17 protein-coding genes, 2 pseudogenes and 1 riboswitch are annotated in these 17,589 nt (G+C 42.9%); of the genes and pseudogenes, 18 read left to right on the plus strand and 1 reads right to left on the minus strand.

Annotation, left to right across the window (positions count from 1 at the left end; translation table 11 throughout):
* The 15 genes and pseudogenes from JCM14108_RS01130 (at nt 1) to JCM14108_RS01190 (ending at nt 12,186) form a co-directional block, all read left to right on the plus strand.
* Entirely contained in the window at nt 1–372 is a 372-nt protein-coding gene (locus tag JCM14108_RS01130; protein ID WP_035177610.1) for a hypothetical protein, read from the plus strand.
* The gene (locus JCM14108_RS01135) at nt 356–1,105 is read left to right on the plus strand and encodes a segregation and condensation protein A (RefSeq protein ID WP_035177613.1); all 750 of its coding nucleotides are present in this window, start codon (nt 356–358) and stop codon (nt 1,103–1,105) included. The genes JCM14108_RS01130 and JCM14108_RS01135 overlap by 17 nt, the downstream gene beginning before the upstream one ends.
* On the plus strand, nt 1,095–1,697 hold the full coding sequence (scpB, locus tag JCM14108_RS01140; protein WP_035177616.1) for an SMC-Scp complex subunit ScpB: 603 nt from the start codon (nt 1,095–1,097) through the stop codon (nt 1,695–1,697). The genes JCM14108_RS01135 and scpB overlap by 11 nt, the downstream gene beginning before the upstream one ends.
* The gene (locus JCM14108_RS01145; protein ID WP_035177621.1) at nt 1,690–2,415 is read left to right on the plus strand and encodes a pseudouridine synthase; all 726 of its coding nucleotides are present in this window, start codon (nt 1,690–1,692) and stop codon (nt 2,413–2,415) included. The genes scpB and JCM14108_RS01145 overlap by 8 nt, the downstream gene beginning before the upstream one ends.
* Nucleotides 2,416–2,460: 45 nt before the next feature.
* A riboswitch (FMN riboswitch) is annotated at nt 2,461–2,583 on the plus strand.
* A gap of 82 nt (nt 2,584–2,665) precedes the next feature.
* Entirely contained in the window at nt 2,666–3,250 is a 585-nt protein-coding gene (locus tag JCM14108_RS01150) for an ECF transporter S component (protein WP_035177624.1), read from the plus strand.
* A gap of 125 nt (nt 3,251–3,375) precedes the next feature.
* Complete coding sequence (locus JCM14108_RS01155) at nt 3,376–4,434, plus strand: helix-turn-helix domain-containing protein (protein ID WP_035177627.1); 1,059 nt, start codon at nt 3,376–3,378, stop codon at nt 4,432–4,434.
* 9 nt (nt 4,435–4,443) lie between these two features.
* A complete protein-coding gene (locus JCM14108_RS14955) occupies nt 4,444–5,064 on the plus strand; it encodes a DEAD/DEAH box helicase (protein WP_237745668.1) in 621 nt (206 codons plus the stop codon).
* Complete coding sequence (locus JCM14108_RS14960; protein ID WP_237745669.1) at nt 5,061–5,897, plus strand: helicase-related protein; 837 nt, start codon at nt 5,061–5,063, stop codon at nt 5,895–5,897. Before JCM14108_RS14955 ends, JCM14108_RS14960 begins: the two co-directional genes overlap by 4 nt.
* A gap of 64 nt (nt 5,898–5,961) precedes the next feature.
* The gene (locus tag JCM14108_RS14965; protein ID WP_237745670.1) at nt 5,962–6,294 is read left to right on the plus strand and encodes a peptidoglycan-binding protein; all 333 of its coding nucleotides are present in this window, start codon (nt 5,962–5,964) and stop codon (nt 6,292–6,294) included.
* Nucleotides 6,295–6,326: 32 nt separating this feature from the next.
* A complete protein-coding gene (locus JCM14108_RS14970) occupies nt 6,327–6,641 on the plus strand; it encodes a LysM peptidoglycan-binding domain-containing protein (RefSeq protein ID WP_237745671.1) in 315 nt (104 codons plus the stop codon).
* Between the two features lie 141 nt (nt 6,642–6,782).
* Nucleotides 6,783–7,466: a (d)CMP kinase gene (cmk, locus tag JCM14108_RS01170; protein WP_035177629.1), complete on the plus strand. Its 684-nt coding sequence runs from the start codon at nt 6,783–6,785 to the stop codon at nt 7,464–7,466.
* A 76-nt stretch (nt 7,467–7,542) separates the two neighbouring features.
* Nucleotides 7,543–8,781, plus strand: coding sequence for a 30S ribosomal protein S1 (gene rpsA, locus JCM14108_RS01175; protein WP_035177632.1), 1,239 nt, complete (start codon nt 7,543–7,545; stop codon nt 8,779–8,781).
* 115 nt (nt 8,782–8,896) lie between these two features.
* Nucleotides 8,897–10,203: pseudogene (der, locus tag JCM14108_RS01180) on the plus strand (ribosome biogenesis GTPase Der).
* A 377-nt stretch (nt 10,204–10,580) separates the two neighbouring features.
* Nucleotides 10,581–10,856: a non-specific DNA-binding protein Hbs gene (hbs, locus tag JCM14108_RS01185; RefSeq protein ID WP_035177635.1), complete on the plus strand. Its 276-nt coding sequence runs from the start codon at nt 10,581–10,583 to the stop codon at nt 10,854–10,856.
* Between the two features lie 67 nt (nt 10,857–10,923).
* Complete coding sequence (locus JCM14108_RS01190; protein WP_035177638.1) at nt 10,924–12,186, plus strand: tetratricopeptide repeat protein; 1,263 nt, start codon at nt 10,924–10,926, stop codon at nt 12,184–12,186.
* 207 nt (nt 12,187–12,393) lie between these two features.
* Here the strand turns inward: JCM14108_RS01190 and JCM14108_RS01195 are convergent.
* Nucleotides 12,394–13,282, minus strand: a pseudogene (locus JCM14108_RS01195) (YitT family protein).
* Nucleotides 13,283–13,454: 172 nt separating this feature from the next.
* Here JCM14108_RS01195 and JCM14108_RS01200 point away from each other — a divergent pair.
* The 3 genes from JCM14108_RS01200 to JCM14108_RS01210 are packed head-to-tail and all read left to right on the plus strand — an operon-like array spanning nt 13,455 to nt 17,573.
* Nucleotides 13,455–14,672 (plus strand): CCA tRNA nucleotidyltransferase, encoded by a 1,218-nt coding sequence (locus tag JCM14108_RS01200; protein ID WP_035177640.1) that lies wholly within the window; start codon nt 13,455–13,457, stop codon nt 14,670–14,672.
* A 7-nt stretch (nt 14,673–14,679) separates the two neighbouring features.
* Nucleotides 14,680–16,599, plus strand: coding sequence for an ABC-F family ATP-binding cassette domain-containing protein (locus JCM14108_RS01205; RefSeq protein WP_035177642.1), 1,920 nt, complete (start codon nt 14,680–14,682; stop codon nt 16,597–16,599).
* Between the two features lie 23 nt (nt 16,600–16,622).
* A complete protein-coding gene (locus JCM14108_RS01210; protein WP_035177643.1) occupies nt 16,623–17,573 on the plus strand; it encodes a thymidylate synthase in 951 nt (316 codons plus the stop codon).
* Nucleotides 17,574–17,589 lie beyond the last annotated feature (16 nt).

A 17,589-nucleotide genomic window follows, 5' to 3' on the forward strand; every position in this document is an offset into this window, starting at 1 on the left:
ATGCTCTATCAATACCGAAAAGATTATCAAAAAATAACCATGGGCCTGTTTTCGTTGGTTTCAGACCTTCAAAACATAGATTTGGTTTCCCAAGAAATGGCGTGGTATGCCGATAAAAGCAATCGGATGATTTATTTGTGGAAAGATGGTCATCATAATTGGTCTGGCCTAATTGGCATTGAGGTGCAAAACGCACAGCTATTGATTCACCGATTGATTCTGGCGCCACCCAGCCGTAATCAGGAAAATTATAATCAGTTATTGGATGAATTGCAGTCACTGTATCCAAAGGCCAAAATTATCGGTGGCTTTGAAACCAAGAAAATTTGTACCAGATGGGAGCAGACAAAAGTACATGGGAACGAAAGCTGACCGGCAGCCTCAGCTGCACTTAAATGATTTTGACGGACCTTTGGAAGTATTACTTCACCTGATCCAGGAATCTAAAATGGATATTTATGATATTCCAATTGCCAAGATTACCCAGCAGTATATGGATTATATTTATGATGCCCAACAGCTTAATCTGGATATTATTGGCGATTATTTTGTGATGGCTGCCAAATTAATGCTGATTAAATCTAAGCTGCTCTTACCCACGGAAACGGTTGAAGCGGTTGATGAAACCGAAGACCCGCGTGAAGATCTGGTTAATCAATTGTTGAACTATAAACGATACAAATTGATTGCCGGCAAACTAAAGGCTTGTGAGACTCGGCGGCGATTAAGTTTTACCCGCTCAGAATTAACTGTTGCGCCTTCAAAAGAGGAACTGATCACACCGTCACCGTTTGATAAAGGTGATATCATGGCCAGTTATGTGGATGCACTTAAGCATTTTCACTATAACCAACCATTGTCAACGACCGTTCATGAGTGGCAATTTACGATTGAAAGTCAAACAAAATTAGTCCGCCGGCTGTTGGATCATCATCAAGCCAGAATCTCTTTTGATAAAGTGATTCAAGATCCGGGCAAACCTGAAGAAATCGTCACGGATTTTTTAGCAATCTTGGAAATGGCAAAATATGATGAAGTTCGATTAGAACAAAAAAACCAGCAGGCAGCAATTGAAATTTGGAAGGGGCCTGCATATGGGAATTAGTAATTTGGCAAAAATTGAAGCACTGCTGTACGCGGCCGGGGATGAAGGTATCAGTCTGGGTCAAATTGCGCAAAGAACCAGGTTGGAACTGTCGGCTTGCCGGCAGCTGGTCGAAAAGCTCACCCAAATGCTTAGTCAAAACCCGGATTCGGGATTAAAAGTTTTAGTCAGTCAAAACGTTTATCGCCTAGGGACCAAAGAAGCCTTGTCGGAACTGGTTCAGGATTATGTTAATGACGCCAAGCCAAGAGTGCTTTCACAAGCTGCGCTGGAAACAATTGCGATTGTGATGTATAATCAGCCGATTACCCGAATTGAAGTCGACGAGATTCGGGGCGTTAACAGTTCTGCCATTCTTCATCGACTTTTAAATCAAGGCTTGTTGAAGGTGACGGGTGTTAAGCAGGAGGTTGGAAATCCTAAGCAATATGGTGTTACCAACTTTTGCTTGGATTATTTTGGTTTACAATCGCTAACCGATCTACCGCCGCTTCCCAAAAATGAAACGTTAGATGATAATACCAGCGATTCACTATTAACGCGATTCAACGAACAAATTGATCAGAGAAAACAGGAGACTAGAAATGAGTGAACGGTTACAAAAAGTAATGGCCCATGCCGGCGTCGCATCCAGACGAAAAGCTGAAAAGCTGATTGCCGAAGGGCATGTTAAAGTAAACGGCAAAGTTGTTAAGGAATTAGGAACAAAGGTATCCGACAGCGATGAGGTCAAGGTAGATGAAGTTCCGATTTCAAAAGAGGTACCGGTGTACTATCTATTATATAAGCCACGGGGTGTTATTACGGCGGTTACGGATGATAAACATCGAAAGACCGTTATTGATCTGCTGGCTGGTGTTACGGAACGGATTTATCCCGTTGGCCGATTGGATTATGATACGTCAGGTTTATTGTTATTGACGAATGACGGTGATTTGGATAATCATCTGACGCACCCCAAATATGAGGTTGATAAAACATACGTGGCCAAGGTTAAGGGTAATATTACCAACGATGATATGAAAAAGCTGCGTACCGGCATCGTGATTGACGGGCGAAAAACAGCCAGTGCCAAAGCTACTGTTATTCGTGGCAATCACAGCAGTACCATTGTTTCATTAACTATCCACGAGGGCCGGAATCATCAAGTTAAGAAAATGTTTTCAGCTCTTGGCCATCCGGTTGAAAAGTTAAGTCGGCAAAGTTATGGCTTCTTAAATTTGGACGGCTTGCAGCCGGGTGATTACCGTAGATTGAAGCCTCATGAAATTGAAGAGCTGAAAAAAATGGTGCAAAACGAAAATCGTTGACATTTCGGGCAAATTTGTTATATTTAAGGTAATAAAAATAACTTGGTTTATCTTCAGGGCAGGGTGTAATTCCCGACCGGCGGTGATAGTCCGCGACACGTGATTTTTTCACGCTGAGCTGGTGAAATTCCAGTGCCGACAGTAAAGTCTGGTATGTAGAAGATTAAATTTTACTACACGTAAAGGTCCTGACAGTTTTTTGTCAGGATCTTTTTTGAAGATTAACCATTGGAAAAGGGAGTTCTTTTCAATGGAACATAGTGGTCGTAATCAGTTGTTAACAGCCAGATTGGTGGAAATGTCGGTGTTGGCCGGCTGCTCCTATGTCTTAATGTTTTTTTCGTTACCGATTATTCCGATCGCGCCGTATATGAAGATTGATTTATCGGATATGCCGATATTAATTGGAACGGTTCTTTTCGGAGCAACCAGTGGTATTACCATTGCCGGGCTTAAATCAATTTTATATTGGGTCACCACGTCAGGCGCGTCCATTCCTGGGCTGATCGGGGTTGGGTCGTCTTTTCTCGCGTCGGTAACGTTGATTTTGGCCTTTTATTGGGGCAATCAATGGTTCTCTTCAGCAAAGACGGCTGTTAGAACCGTTTTAATTATTGCGCTCATGACAATCAGCCTGACGATTATCATGTCCTTCTCCAATTGGGTAGCGGTTATTCCTTTGTATATGAATATCCTTGGGATGAAGATTAATATGCCGCTGTCATCATTAATTTTGTATGCAGTGGTGCCGTTTAACCTGATTAAAGGAATCGTTGTCGGCGGCTTGTTCTTCCTGATTAAGGGAAGTGTTTTACCGAGATTAAGACTTAAATAATAAAATCACTTGTTTGTAACGTATATAAATAATGCAGCTTATTGTAAAATGAAAATAGCTGTATTCTCAAAAGTCTCCGGTTGGGAATTCCCAACGTTTTTTGTTGACTTGGATAGGTGGTTAAGATGGACTTAGCACAAATACTGCTTCTTTTTGGCACATCAACCCAGTGGCGGCGCGCTAAAGCACTTAAGAATATTTTGACTGGCCGCCGAACGGTTTCAAATTTATATTTGGCACTTCAATATGGCTTATTGCCGTACTTTGGCGCGCTGCACGGGCTTTTAACGGGCGAAGTTCCCCAGGCCGTTGGCGACTTAAACCAAGCTGGATTGATCGAAACGGATTCCGAATGGCAGATCCGGCTAACTAAAAGTGGTGACCAAAAACGAAATGCACTGCTGCGCTCGTTGCCCAGCCTAAGTTGGCTGGCCGAGGCAGCCGACGCTGACGTTTGCCGGTTTGAAAAGCGGTTTAACTTTGCAGTCCAGGTTGTCTCCGAGTATAGCTACGCTAATAACCGCTACTATCCGCAAAATATTGGGGTCTTTGACAGCCAGCTTATTAAAAAATGGTTTATTCAAAACAAACACCGTCATCTGCCAAATGATTTAAAAGCATTATTAACCCGCTTTTTAACGGCAGTTAATCAGGAAACGTTTGCCGAGATCTTCGCTCAGGGACTTTCCGGTCATCAGGTTTCGGGACAAACCGACACGCAGATAGCTGAAAAATATGACCTATCAGAAACAATTGTGTCATTGATCCGATTGATGCTGTACGCGCATCTGCTACATGAATTGACAGTGACGGCAGAAACTGAAGTGCAGCCGCTGATTCAAGGCCTCTCAAAGCCGGCTATTGCAACCAGTGCCCAAAAGACGTTTTCTTTGTTTTGCCGGTTTCCAGAACTAACGCTTCATGAAATTGCTCAAAAAAGGCAGTTGAAGCTGACAACGGTTTATGAGCATTTACTGGAAGCGGCTATTGTGCTGCCGGTTGATGAAGTGCCGTTTCACCGGCTGCTGGAGCCTTCAAGGGCGCGCCAATTAACTGAGGCTGCTTTTGAAAAACGTGGCGAATGGTCTTTTCAGACGGCCAATCAGAAAATTCCGGACTTAACATTTTTTGAATACCGGTTGTTTCAAATTAAGCAGTTGAAGGTGGCAACGCCAATTGACTAAGGTGATAAAATGATAGATCTAAAAGGACAATTGAATAGATACTTTGGCTTTAAAAATTTTCGCCCGGGACAGCAGCAGGTTATGACGGCGCTGCTGAAGCATCGTGATGTTTTGGCAGTGCTGCCGACCGGTGGCGGTAAGACGCTTTTATATCAACTATATGCAGCAATCACCCATCAGCGGGTGATCATTGTCTCACCACTGATATCATTAATGCAGGATCAGGTTGGTCGACTTCAGTATTTAGGGTCAAAGCACGTGGTGGCTTTGACGTCGGGACTGGATTTTAAAGAGCGGCAGTTTGTTCTTAAACACTTGGAACAGTACCAATTTATTTATGTTTCACCGGAAATGCTGGCTAATCCGCAGGTGATTACGCGGCTTCAAAAGCTGGCCATTGGGCTGTTGGTGATTGATGAAGCGCACTGTATTTCGGAATGGGGACCAGATTTTCGACCGGACTATCTTAAACTGGCTGGGGTTCGTAAAGCTTTAAAAAAGCCATTGACGTTAATGATGACGGCCACGGCTACCGTTAAGACCCGACTGGATATTTTGCGTCGGCTGGAAATGCGGCCCAACCAAGTTGAACAGGTTGAATTACCCGTTAATCGGAAAAATATTTTTTGAGTGCCAAAATTCTTTCAAACCAGTCGGACAAAAATGATTGCTTAATCAGCCTGGTCAATGGCCTGAACGGCGCTGGAATTATTTATTTTTCCAGTCGGAACACGGCAGAATCGGTTGCGGCAATGCTTGCGCAGAAAACGACCAAACGCACGGCGGCTTATCATGGCGGCATGGAAAATCGGGCCCGCTTTCAAATCCAACAGCAGTTTATGCAGGGGGAAATTGACGTTGTCTGTGCGACCAGTGCTTTTGGCATGGGAATTGATAAAAATAATGTTCGGTATGTCATTCATTATCATCTGCCGGGAAATATTCAAAGCTATATGCAGGAAATCGGTCGAGCAGGTCGGGATGGCAAACCGGCACTGGCGATCCTGCTGTATGAGCCAAATGATCGCTATCTGCAGGCTAATTTGATTGAAAATACTTACCCGGAAGATCAGTTGATTGCGTATTTGTATAATCATCCGGAGAAGATGGCCCACAATGATCAGTTTCGAGTGGTTGAATTTTACCATGAGGCGGGTTTCTTGGTTGATAAAGCAAGTTCGCTGCTGCATCAGGCCAGGCAACGGCGGATTAATGAGCTTGAGGAAATGACCCGTTATATTTTTACGTCCGGTTGTCGACGACAGTTTCTACTGCGCTGTTTTGATGAATCACTTGATGCTGGTTCGGTTAATTATCAATTCTGCTGTGATTTCCATAGTGATTTTTGGCCGCGTTGGCAGGCTTTTAACGCGCGCTATTTAAAATCAGCGGCATCAAAGCCCAAAAAAGCGGAAACCGACTGGCGTGAAACGCTTCAAAAACTATTTTTATCAAAAAATTAAGGAACCGCCACGGTGATTGATGCTAAAATATAAATGTCTATTCTGTAAGCAAGGAGGGGTCTATATGAATACAAATGGGGGACAAAAGCGTCCTGAAAAAGACCAGCCATGGAATCAGACTTTCTCGGAAGACCGTGACGAACATGGTAATCTGTCACGGGTGAAGCTTCGTCGTCAGAGTCATAATCATAATATGATTACGGCAGTTTTGGTAACGCTGATCATCGTGATTGCATTAGTATCTTTGATTTATGGGCTTACCAAACAAAGTGCTGCCGGTAACGGCACCAATAACCATCAGACAACTGTTGCAACGTCACAGCAGGCACATTCAAAAAAAAATCCTCAGTTTCCGGCAGTTCGGCGGTTAAAAAATCGCAATCCGCTGCTGAGCTGACTAAGAAGAAGGCGTCCGTCGAGAAATCATCGGTGACACCTTCTTCAACTTCTGAAAGGGGTAAAAAAACGTCGACTGGCAGTCAGCGGTCAAAAGCAGCGGCTGCAACAACCACTGCCGGCCCATCAAAACGCTCGTCAACTGCCACCGGTACTTCAAGTCGGCAACCGAATACGACCAACCCCACCTCGTCCTCCGGCGGTCATAGGTACGCGACCGTTCAAGCCGGTCAGGGGATTTACCGAGTTGCCGTTAATAACGGCTTAACAATGGCCCAGCTGATGGAAATGAATGGCTTGTCGTCTGATTCTCAGATTCATCCCGGCCAAAAGCTCAGAGTCAAATGAATCTTTTAACAATAACGATTTACCGTTGTCTGCACATTAACACTGGACTTATTGATTAAATTTATTAGAATTAAGTGCGGGTATTCGGTAAAGGTATCGATAACCAGTGAACTAAATTCAAAACAGGTTAGGAATGTCAAGATGCATAAAAATGGATTACAAGTAGCAATCGATGGACCGGCTTCTGCCGGTAAAAGTACGGTCGCCAAACTCGTGGCCAAAAAATTTAATTATATTTATTGTGATACCGGTGCAATGTATCGGGCAATTACTTTAAAGGCAATTCAAAATGGGGTCGCTTTGGACGATGAAAAAGCGATTGCCGAAATTGTTAAGAATTCAAAAATTTCCTTTACACCGGATGAAAATGGTCAAAGAGTTTTTATCGACGGCCATGAAATCACTCAGGAAATTCGCTCGGAAGACGTTACCAATTCAGTTTCTGCCGTTGCTGCGATTGCAGCTGTCAGAAAACAGCTGAGCGGCCAACAGCAGGAAATCGCCAAGGATGGCGGTATTGTGATGGATGGCCGGGATATCGGGACTGCCGTACTGCCGAATGCCGAAGTAAAGATCTTTTTGGTGGCCAGCGTTGAAGAGCGGGCCAAACGCAGATATAAGGAAAACATTCAAAAGGGAATCAATACACCGCTTGATGAGCTGCAGCTTGAAATTGAAGCGCGTGATTATAAAGATTCCCATCGAAAAATTTCACCGCTTACCAAGGCCGATGACGCGACGGAAATTGATACAACGGCACTTTCAATTGAATCAGTTGTATCGGAGATCGCAAAAGTGATCAATTCGAAATTGAATCTTAACTAATTGGTCAATTAACTGGTAATATGAGTGAATTTAAGATAAAATTATGAATAGAGTTGTTTCAAGGAGGAATTGTTTGATGAGTGAAAATGCAAATAACGATAAAAACGATCTATTGAACGCTTTGAATAGCGTTAGTGAAGTAAAGGTAGGTGACGTTGTCACCGGTGAAGTCCTTGCTAAAGACGATGAGCAGCAATTGATCGTTGGGATTGAAGATACAGGTGTTGAAGGAGTCGTTCCTCAACGTGAACTGTCTTCTTCTCAAAATTTTGATGATATCAAGCAAGGCGACAAGCTTCAGTTGGTAGTTACATCAAGAATTGGCAGTGACAAAGAAGGCGGCAGTTTTCTGCTTTCATCACGCCGTTTGGAAGCACGTAAGGTTTGGGATGAATTAGCTGAGAAGTCAGAAAATGGTGAAACAATTACCGCTAAGGTATCCCAGGCTGTAAAGGGTGGCTTGGTTGTTGACGCAGGTGTGCGTGGCTTCATTCCCGCTTCAATGATCTCGGATCATTATGTTGAAGATTTGAATCAATTCAAGGGTCAGGAACTTGAGTTGAAGATTATCGAAATTGATCCGGTTGCCAACCGGTTGATCCTTTCACACAAAGCAATTGTTCAAGCACAAAAAGCCGAAGAACGTGAAAAATTAATGGAAACCCTTCACGAGGGTGACATTGTTGAAGGAACTGTGGCTCGGTTAACTAACTTTGGTGCTTTTGTTGATCTGGGCGGCATGGACGGTTTGGTTCATGTTTCTCAAATTGCCTACGAGCGGGTTGACAAGCCTTCAGATGTTCTTAAAGTCGGCCAAAAAGTTAAAGTCAAGGTCTTATCAGTTGATTTTGACCGTAACCGTATTTCACTTTCCATCAAACAAACTCTTCCAGAACCTTGGGACGGAATCGAAGAAAAAGCACCTGCTGGCAGCGTTCTTGAAGGAACCGTTAAGCGATTAGTTGATTTTGGTGCCTTCGTTGAAGTATTTCCTGGTGTTGAAGGTCTTGTTCATATTTCACAAATTTCACATGAACATATCGCAACCCCTGGGGATGTTTTGAAGGTTGGTGAAAAGATTAAGGTTAAGGTTCTCGAGGTTGATCCTGAACGGAAGCGTTTGGCACTTTCAATCAAAGCTTTGAGTGATAAGCCAAAAGAATCTTCACCAAAGAGTTCAAATCGACGACCATCATCAAACAACAATAATAACGCTCGTAATAATAATGCACCGGAAGAAGAAACCGGCTTTACATTAGGGGATCTTGTTGGTGATGAATTAAAGAAGAATTCTCAAGACAACAATAATAACTAAAAACAGTTGAACTGTTTGTGAGGGAGGTCGAGACAAAGCGTCATCGTTTGTCTCAGACCTCTTTCTTTATGGTTTTTAAATGTAATTAATTAAAAATGAAAAAGGAGGTTTTTATATGGCAATGCCAACAGTTGCCTTCATTGGGCGGCCCAATGTCGGCAAATCGACAATTTTTAACCGAATTGCCGGCGATCGAATTTCAATCGTTGAAGATACACCAGGGGTTACCCGTGATCGAATCTATACGCACGCTGAATGGCTGGCAAATGAATTTGCAATGATCGATACCGGTGGTATTCAGATTAATGACGCACCCTTCAGTACGCAGATTAAGAATCAGGCTGAAATTGCAATTGAAGAAGCGGACGTAATCGTCTTTGTCGTAAGTGCTAAAGAGGGCTTAACCAATGAGGATGAACAAGTTGCCAAGATCCTTTATCGAAGTAATAAGCCCGTTATTCTAGCAGTAAATAAAGCGGACAACCCTGAATCTCGGGAAGATATTTATGATTTTTACGCACTTGGCTTTGGGGATCCAATGCCAATTTCAGGCGTTCACGGAACCGGCTTTGGGGATTTACTTGATAAAGTCGTTGACGCATTTCCAAAGGAGTCCGGTCAAGCCCCGAATGATGATATTCGATTCAGCATTATTGGACGACCCAACGTGGGAAAGTCTTCCCTGGTCAACGCAATTCTTGGCGAGGATCGGGTAATTGTGTCAAATATTGCCGGCACTACCCGGGACGCGGTAGACACCCGTTTTGAAACTGATCACATTAAATTCACGATGGTCGATACTGCCGGGATTCGAAAGCGCGGAAAAGTTTATGAAAATACGGAACGTTACAGTGTCATGCGGGCTATGAAAGCCATTGATCAAAGTGATGTCATTTTATTTGTAATCAATGCTGAAGAGGGTATCCGGGAACAGGATAAGAAAGTGGCCGGATACGCACATGAAGCCGGCAAAGCAATTATAACCGTTGTCAATAAGTGGGATACGTTGAAGAAAACCAACCATACCCAACAGGATTTTGAAACACTGATTCGAAATGAATTTCAGTATATGACCTATTCGCCGATTATTTTTGTTTCAGCAAAAACCAAGCAGCGCGTTGGTCAGCTGCCGGCACTAATTAAACGGTTTATGACAATCACGAAAAACGGGTTCAGTCATCCGCACTGAATGATGTTATTATGGATGCCGTTGCAATTCATCCAACACCGACCGTTAATGGAAAGCGGCTAAGAATTTATTATGCGACCCAAGTTGTTTCAGGGCCACCGACGTTTGTTGTCTTTGTCAATAATCCGGATTTAATGCATTTTTCTTATGTTCGATTTTTGGAAAATCAAATTCGGGATCATTTTGACTTTAACGGGACACCAATTCGGATTATTAAGCGCAGCCGAAAGTAATTCTCACTGAATTCTTACCATGTGAAGGACCAAAATCCTTATTTTTAAAGGGATCCGAACGATTTTAATCTGCTTAATCACAAATCCGCGAACAGCAACACAATTCCGAATTAAAAAGTCTTCAAAACCCTCAAAGTTCGCGAATACTAAAGATTTTTGAAAACCTGGCAGCTTTATTATTTCTCAAAATGTCCTGAAATTATTAAAACTGGCTGATTTGAAGCAGAAATTGGATAAAAACATTGCAATGACGGCATTCTTCTGCTATATTTGAAAAAGAAATGATGCTTAAACCGCGTCGTTTTAGCAATTCTGATTCCAACGAATCAAGTTTGTGATGTTTTACATACCTATCTTTAAGGGAGGTGAATCCACTCATGGCAAACAAAGCAGAATTAGTAACGAACGTCGCCACAGAAACTGGTTTAACTAAGAAAGATGCTACAGCAGCTGTGGATGCAGTATTTGATACAATCCAAGCTAGCTTGGCAAAGGGCGAAAAGGTTCAATTGATTGGCTTCGGTAACTTCGAAGTTCGTCAACGCGCAGCTCGTAAGGGTCGCAACCCACAAACAGGTCAAGAAATTAAGATTCCTGCAAGCAAGGTACCAGCATTTAAACCTGGTAAGGCGCTTAAGGATGCTGTTAAATAGTATTCATCTGTTAAGCCAGCACGGCAATTGTCGGACTGGCTTTTTTGTTACCTAATGGAGGAATTTTATGAGTTACTCACAAACTGCACTGGATCAGCTTGAACACGGTCAATTAGATGCATTTGAAAAGTCATATCAGCAGGCGTTAGCCAATGATTCCGATGACCTGTTGTATTCATTGGCCGAAGAACTGTATTCGTTGGGATTTTCCAATTATGCCAAAACAATTTATACGCGCTTGACGAAAAAGTACCCGGATGACGACACGATCAAGATTAATTTAGCTGAATTAGCAATTGATGCCGACGATGATGACTTGGCTTTGAATTATTTGTCGCAAGTTTCACGACAATCGGACGAATATGTTCGTTCACTGATGGTTTCAGCCGATTTATACCAAACCCAAGGCCTCTTTGACGTAAGTGAACAAAAGCTCTTAGAGGCTCAGAGAATTGCTCCTGACGAGCCGGTGATTTTGTTTGCTTTGGCGGAATTTTATTTCAATACCCGTAACTATCGAAAAGCGATTAATCTGTATTTGAATTTGATTAAAGCGGGAACCTTGGAGATGTCGGCGGTTAACTTGGTTGAAAGGCTGGGCGTTTCCTACGCCGAGATTGGTAAATTTGAGCAGGCAATTGGTTATCTGGAACAGATAAAGCCCGTTCACATGAACAGTGACGTTAAGTTTGAACTGGCGTTTACGTATTTTAATTTAAAAGACTATTCAAAAGCGGTGAAAGCCTTTATCGATCTTCGAGATTCAGATCCCCAGTACAGCTCCCTTTACCCTTATTTGGCAGATGCCTATGTTGAGCTGAAACAAACCGATAACGCATTGAAAACGATTCAAGAGGGCATTTCAATTGATCAATTTAACGAAAAAATCTGGCAAAAAGCCGGGCAGATTGCCACAATGGCCGGTGAGGACGAACTGGCATTAACCTACTTTAAAAAGGGCCACGAAATTGCACCAGAGGATATGGAAATCCTAAGCCTATTATCTGACTGGTACGTTACCCACACACAATTTGAAAACAATTTAAAGCTACTTGAACCGCTAAGTACGGACCATGTTTTTGATGCCCACTTGGCCTATAATTTGGCACGGTCGTATCAGGAAACCGATGACTTCAAAAAAGCCGCTCACCAATATGAGCTGGCTGGTCGGGAGTTGCGTGACAATCCGGATTTCTTGAAGCACGCAGCCCTTTTTTATCGTGAAAATGGTCGGATAAAAGAGGAACGGGCCTATCTTAAACAATATCTGGAGCTGGTTCCCAATGATTTGGAGATGGCCTCGATGTACGATGAGGATGAAGATTATTAAAAGTTGCAAGCGGGTAGCAAAAGACGGTTAACTTCCAATGCATAACCGAATTATTCGAATATTCCGGACTTAAATATTTGGATAATTTGATTACGAGGCGGAAAGTTGTCTTTTGGTACCCGTTTCTGTTTGGTAATAGTCGTGATTACGAAAAACGGGGCTGGACAAAATTACCTTTGTCGCAGTCCCGTTTGTACATAGAATGATTTATAAAAGTTTAAATTTTTTAGGTCGTTTGTACGTAAATCCTTCACCAATGGCCTCGTTGACGTCCATGACAGAAATAAAAGCTTCCTGATCAATTGATTCCACCAACTTTTTCAGGGTGTGCAATTCACTTGGTGAGACAACGCAGTAAACAATTTCCTTATCTTTGTGGGAGTAACCGCCTTCTGCCTTTAAGAAGGTAGTTCCCCGGTTAAGCTGTTCCATAATGCTTCCGAAATAGCGCCTGACTGGTTACTGATAATTAAAATTCCCCGGGCAGCGTAAGCTCCTGCTGGGTAAAGTTAACAATCATCGAAAAGATCCAAACATAAATCAAGGTATAGGCCATTTGCCTGATATCCAGATAAATCAGTGAAGATAAAAGCACAAGAACGTCGATTGTTAGCAGGGTTTTACCCATTTGGACCCCTTTGAACCGTTCAAACAGGCGGGCAACAATATCGACGCCGCCGGTTGTGCCGCCAAACCGGTAAACAATTCCACAACCAAAGCCGCCAAACAGACCGGCACCGATTGCTGAAAGCAACAGATCATGCTGCAGATTGATTTCAATGGGCACCCGCTGCCAGATCCAAAGAAAAATTGACAGCATCGCCGTACCATAAAGTGTGTAAAACATGTCCTTTTTTCCCAGGTAACGATAACCGATGACGAATAAAGGAATATTAATCAAGATGGTTGAATAGGCGGGATCCATACCGAAAAGCGCCCTTAAAATCAGCGTGATTCCGGTTAATCCGCCATCCGCAAGGTGATTATAAATATTGAAAAAGACGATTCCAAATGAGTAAATTGCTGAGCCAAGTGCAATAACAATCAAGTCAACAGCCGAAATATCGAGTTGGAACCGGTTGGTTTTTGATTTCATTTTTTCCCTCCAGTGGTGAAAGACCAAATAAATTGCATTAAGATTATTTTTTAAATTCGAGCATAATCACAACCCCTTATCTTAGCAAGAGAATCTGTCAAAAGGCAATCTTTTGGATTAACTTTTTTCATGTTTGATTATCTGTTAGAATTGTTTAGTGAATAAATACGAGATGGATGGCGATATTGTGCGAATAGAGAACATGCCCAGTGAGTTTGAGAAGGCCCTGCCGATTCTTCGAAAAATCGAGTCAGCCGGCTATGAGGCCTATTTTGTTGGCGGGTCGGTGCGTGACACCATTTTAAAACGGCCGATTCATGATGTTGATATTGCGACAAGTGCTTATCCAAGCGAGGTTAAGGGATTATTTAAAAGAACAGTGGATACCGGCATTGAACACGGCACTGTGATGATTTTGGATCACGGTACCGGTTATGAAGTGACGACTTTTCGAACGGAATCCGGGTACCAGGATTATCGGCGGCCGGATAAAGTAACGTTTGTCCGCTCCTTAAGGGAAGATTTAAAACGCCGTGATTTTACGATTAATGCACTGGCACTCAGTGAAAATGGCCAGGTAACCGATCTGTTTGGCGGCTTGGTTGATATGAAGGCCCGGGTTATTCGTGCCGTCGGTGATCCCGAAGAGCGTTTTAATGAAGATGCCTTAAGGATGATGCGGGCTGTCCGCTTTGCCAGCCAATTGGATTTTCGAATTGACGATCAAACACTAAAAGGAATTTATGATCATAGTAATCTTTTAAAAAAAATTGCAGTCGAACGGATCCACACTGAATTTATTAAAATGATGATGGGTCAGGATGCCGGAAACGGCTTATCATTAATGCTTAAAACTCGGCTTTACCGGTATATTCCGGAGTTTGGGGATCATTTTGAGACGCTGGTGGAACTTGTAAAAACACCAATCAGGTTAATCAATGAAGTCCAAGTTTGGTCGCTGTTTGCGGCCAGCTTCCAGTTTCAACGGTCCCAAATTGAAACTTTTTTAAAAAAGTGGAAGACTGCCAATAAAATAATTAATGATGTTATACTTACAACTGATTTGATTTTTCGAATTCAGGCTCAAACGGTCAACAACCTGGATTTATACCATGCCGGGCGGCAGAACGTTCAAAATGCCGTGGCGGTTGCCGAAAATTACCTGAATGAATCGCTTCCCGACTTAATTAAGGCTTATGACAACCTGCCGATTACCAGCAGGAAACAGCTTGAAATAACTGGCGGTGAACTGATTAAGCAGGGGATTTTAAAGCCGGGTCCGCAACTTGGCAAAACGCTGACCGATTTGGAAAAAGCTGTGGTAATTGGAAAAGTAAGGAATCGGCGTTCGGAATTAATGACCGAAGCAATTTCACTAAATAAGGAATGATGAATGAATGGAAACAATGCGGGTTGAAGGATTAACGAAGACTTATGGTGAAAAAACGCTCTTTGATCATCTTAACTTCCTAATCAACGAACAGGATCGAATTGGGTTGATCGGTACGAATGGAACCGGAAAGACATCGTTGTTGAATGCCGTTTCAGAGAGGGACCATGATGCCACCGGTAATATCGTGACGTCAAAGTCTTATACAATCGGCTACCTGACCCAAGATCCTAAACTGGATGATCAGTTGTCCATTATGGACGCAGTTTTCTCAGGCTCCCAAAAAGTCTATCAAACTATTCGCAATTATGAAGCCGCTTTGGACCAATATTCAAAGCATCCTGAGGATCAAGCAGCGTTAAACAGGTTTACCAAAGCCGAAGCCAAAATGAATGAAGATGATGCTTGGAATGCCCAAAGTGATGTTGAAACAATTCTAAGCCAGTTAAAAATTACGGATTATCAGCAAAAAATAGCTGAATTATCCGGCGGTCAGCGTCGTCGGGTTGGTTTGGCTCAGGTCCTGATTCAATCGCCGGATCTATTATTGTTGGATGAACCAACCAATCATTTGGACTTCGAGTCAATTGAATGGCTGGAAAAATACTTGGCAGCGTATAAGGGTGCCCTGATTGTCGTTACGCATGACCGCTATTTTCTTGATCGGGTCGCCAACAAAATTTGGGAGCTGTCGTTCGGTAAACTGTATCAATACGAAGGCAACTATCAAGACTATGTTGCTCAAAAAGCAACCCGGGTTCAAAGTGCAATTGAATCGCAGCATAAAACCCAACAGTTGTACAAGTCGGAATTGGCTTGGATGAAAGCCGGTGCGAAAGCCCGTTCAACCAAGCAGCAGGCCCGAATCAACCGATTTAATGACTTGAAGAAGCACGTTAATACGCTTCAAGTGGATCAAGACGTTGACATTTCGTTGGGGCAGTCCCGACTTGGCAAGGAAGTTATCAACATAAAGGATGCCAATTTGGCAATTGATGGGCAACCCATTTTAAAAGACTTTAATTTACTGGTTCAGCCAAATGAACGGATCGGTATTAGTGGCGAAAACGGTGCCGGCAAGACAACCCTGTTAAACGTCATTGCCGGTCGAAAGAAGCTGGATTCGGGCATTATTAAAATTGGTGAAACCGTTAAATTGGGGTACTATACGCAGCTAACCGAGCCGATTCCCGAAGATAAACGGATGATTAATTATTTGAGTGAGATTGGTCAGCAGGTTACAGATAAGAATGGCCAAAAGATCAGCGTGGCTGAACTGTTGGAACAATTTCTTTTTCCAAGGTTTATGCACGGTACGCTGATTCGAAAATTGTCCGGTGGTGAAAAACGGCGGCTGTATTTGCTGAAATTGTTAATGCAGCAGCCGAATGTTTTACTGTTGGATGAGCCGACCAATGATTTGGATATTGCGACCTTAACGGTTTTGGAAGATTATATTTCAAAATTCAAGGGAACAGTCATAACCGTCTCTCATGACCGCTATTTTCTGGACAAAGTGGCTGATCGGCTGTTGATTTTTAAAGGTGCCGGGGTCATTGAAGAACATCGGGGCCGCTTTACCGATTATTTAAAAGCTGCCGAAAAACAGTCGGCTGATGCAGCCAGTGAAAAGAAGCAAGCTGCCGGCAGAAAATTAGCCGAACCAAAGCGGTCAACCGAATCAGCAAAATCGGCTGAAAAGCCAAAAAAGAAGAAATTAACGTATGCTGAAGAGATTGAATACGCGCATTTGGAAGATGACATTGATCAGCTGGAATCACAGAAGGCATCGATTAATGACCAAATGCAACATAACGGGGATGACTATGATAAATTAGCAGACCTGCAACAGAAAAAGGATGAGTTGGATTCCCAAATTGATCAAAAGATGAAGCGGTGGGAGTACTTGAGTGAATATGCTGACTAACAGCATAAAGGAGGAATTGGGTTATGTTGGAAGATGCCTACCTGAATTTGGAAAAATACGTATTGGAAAATGGTCACCAAAAACCGGACCGCACACACACCGGGACAATCAGCACGTTTGGCTATCAAATGCGGTTTGATTTATCGAAAGGCTTTCCCTTACTGACAACCAAAAAGGTGCCGTTTGGCCTGATTAAAAGTGAATTACTGTGGTTCTTACGCGGTGATACCAATATTCAATTTTTATTGAAACATAAAAATCATATCTGGGACGAATGGGCTTTTGAAAAGTATGTCAAATCCGATGACTATAAAGGTCCGGATATGACTGATTTTTCGCATCGATCTCAGACTGACGCAGCGTTTAATAAGGTTTATCAAGCACAGAAAAAGCAATTCTGTCAAATGGTTCTCGATGATGATGAATTTGCTAAAAAATATGGCGATCTTGGTTTGGTTTATGGCAGTCAGTGGCGGGCTTGGAAAACTTCGACCGGCGAGACGATCGATCAAATTAAAAACGTGATCGAAACCATTAAAACCCACCCGGATTCCCGGCGCATGATTGTTTCTGCCTGGAATCCAGAAGATATTCCAACAATGGCACTGCCACCCTGCCACACAATGTTTCAGTTTTATGTTAACGACGGAAAGTTGAGCTGTCAGCTGTATCAACGCTCCGGTGATATCTTCCTTGGGGTGCCGTTTAACATTGCCAGTTATTCACTGTTAACATCCCTGATCGCCCGAGAGTGTGGTTTAAAGCCGGGTGAATTTGTTCATACACTTGGCGATGCCCACATTTATTTAAACCACGTTGATCAGGTTAAAGAACAGCTTTCCCGGACACCGCGTCCGGCTCCCAAACTGTGGTTGAATCCGGAGAAAACACAGTTAAGTGATTTTGAAATGGGCGATATTAAAGTTAAGGACTATGATCCTTACCCGGCCATCAAGGCGCCGGTTGCTGTTTAAACAAAGGACTCAAACA

The sequence above is a fragment of the Lentilactobacillus farraginis DSM 18382 = JCM 14108 genome (assembly GCF_000583655.1).
GTDB lineage: Bacteria > Bacillota > Bacilli > Lactobacillales > Lactobacillaceae > Lentilactobacillus > Lentilactobacillus farraginis.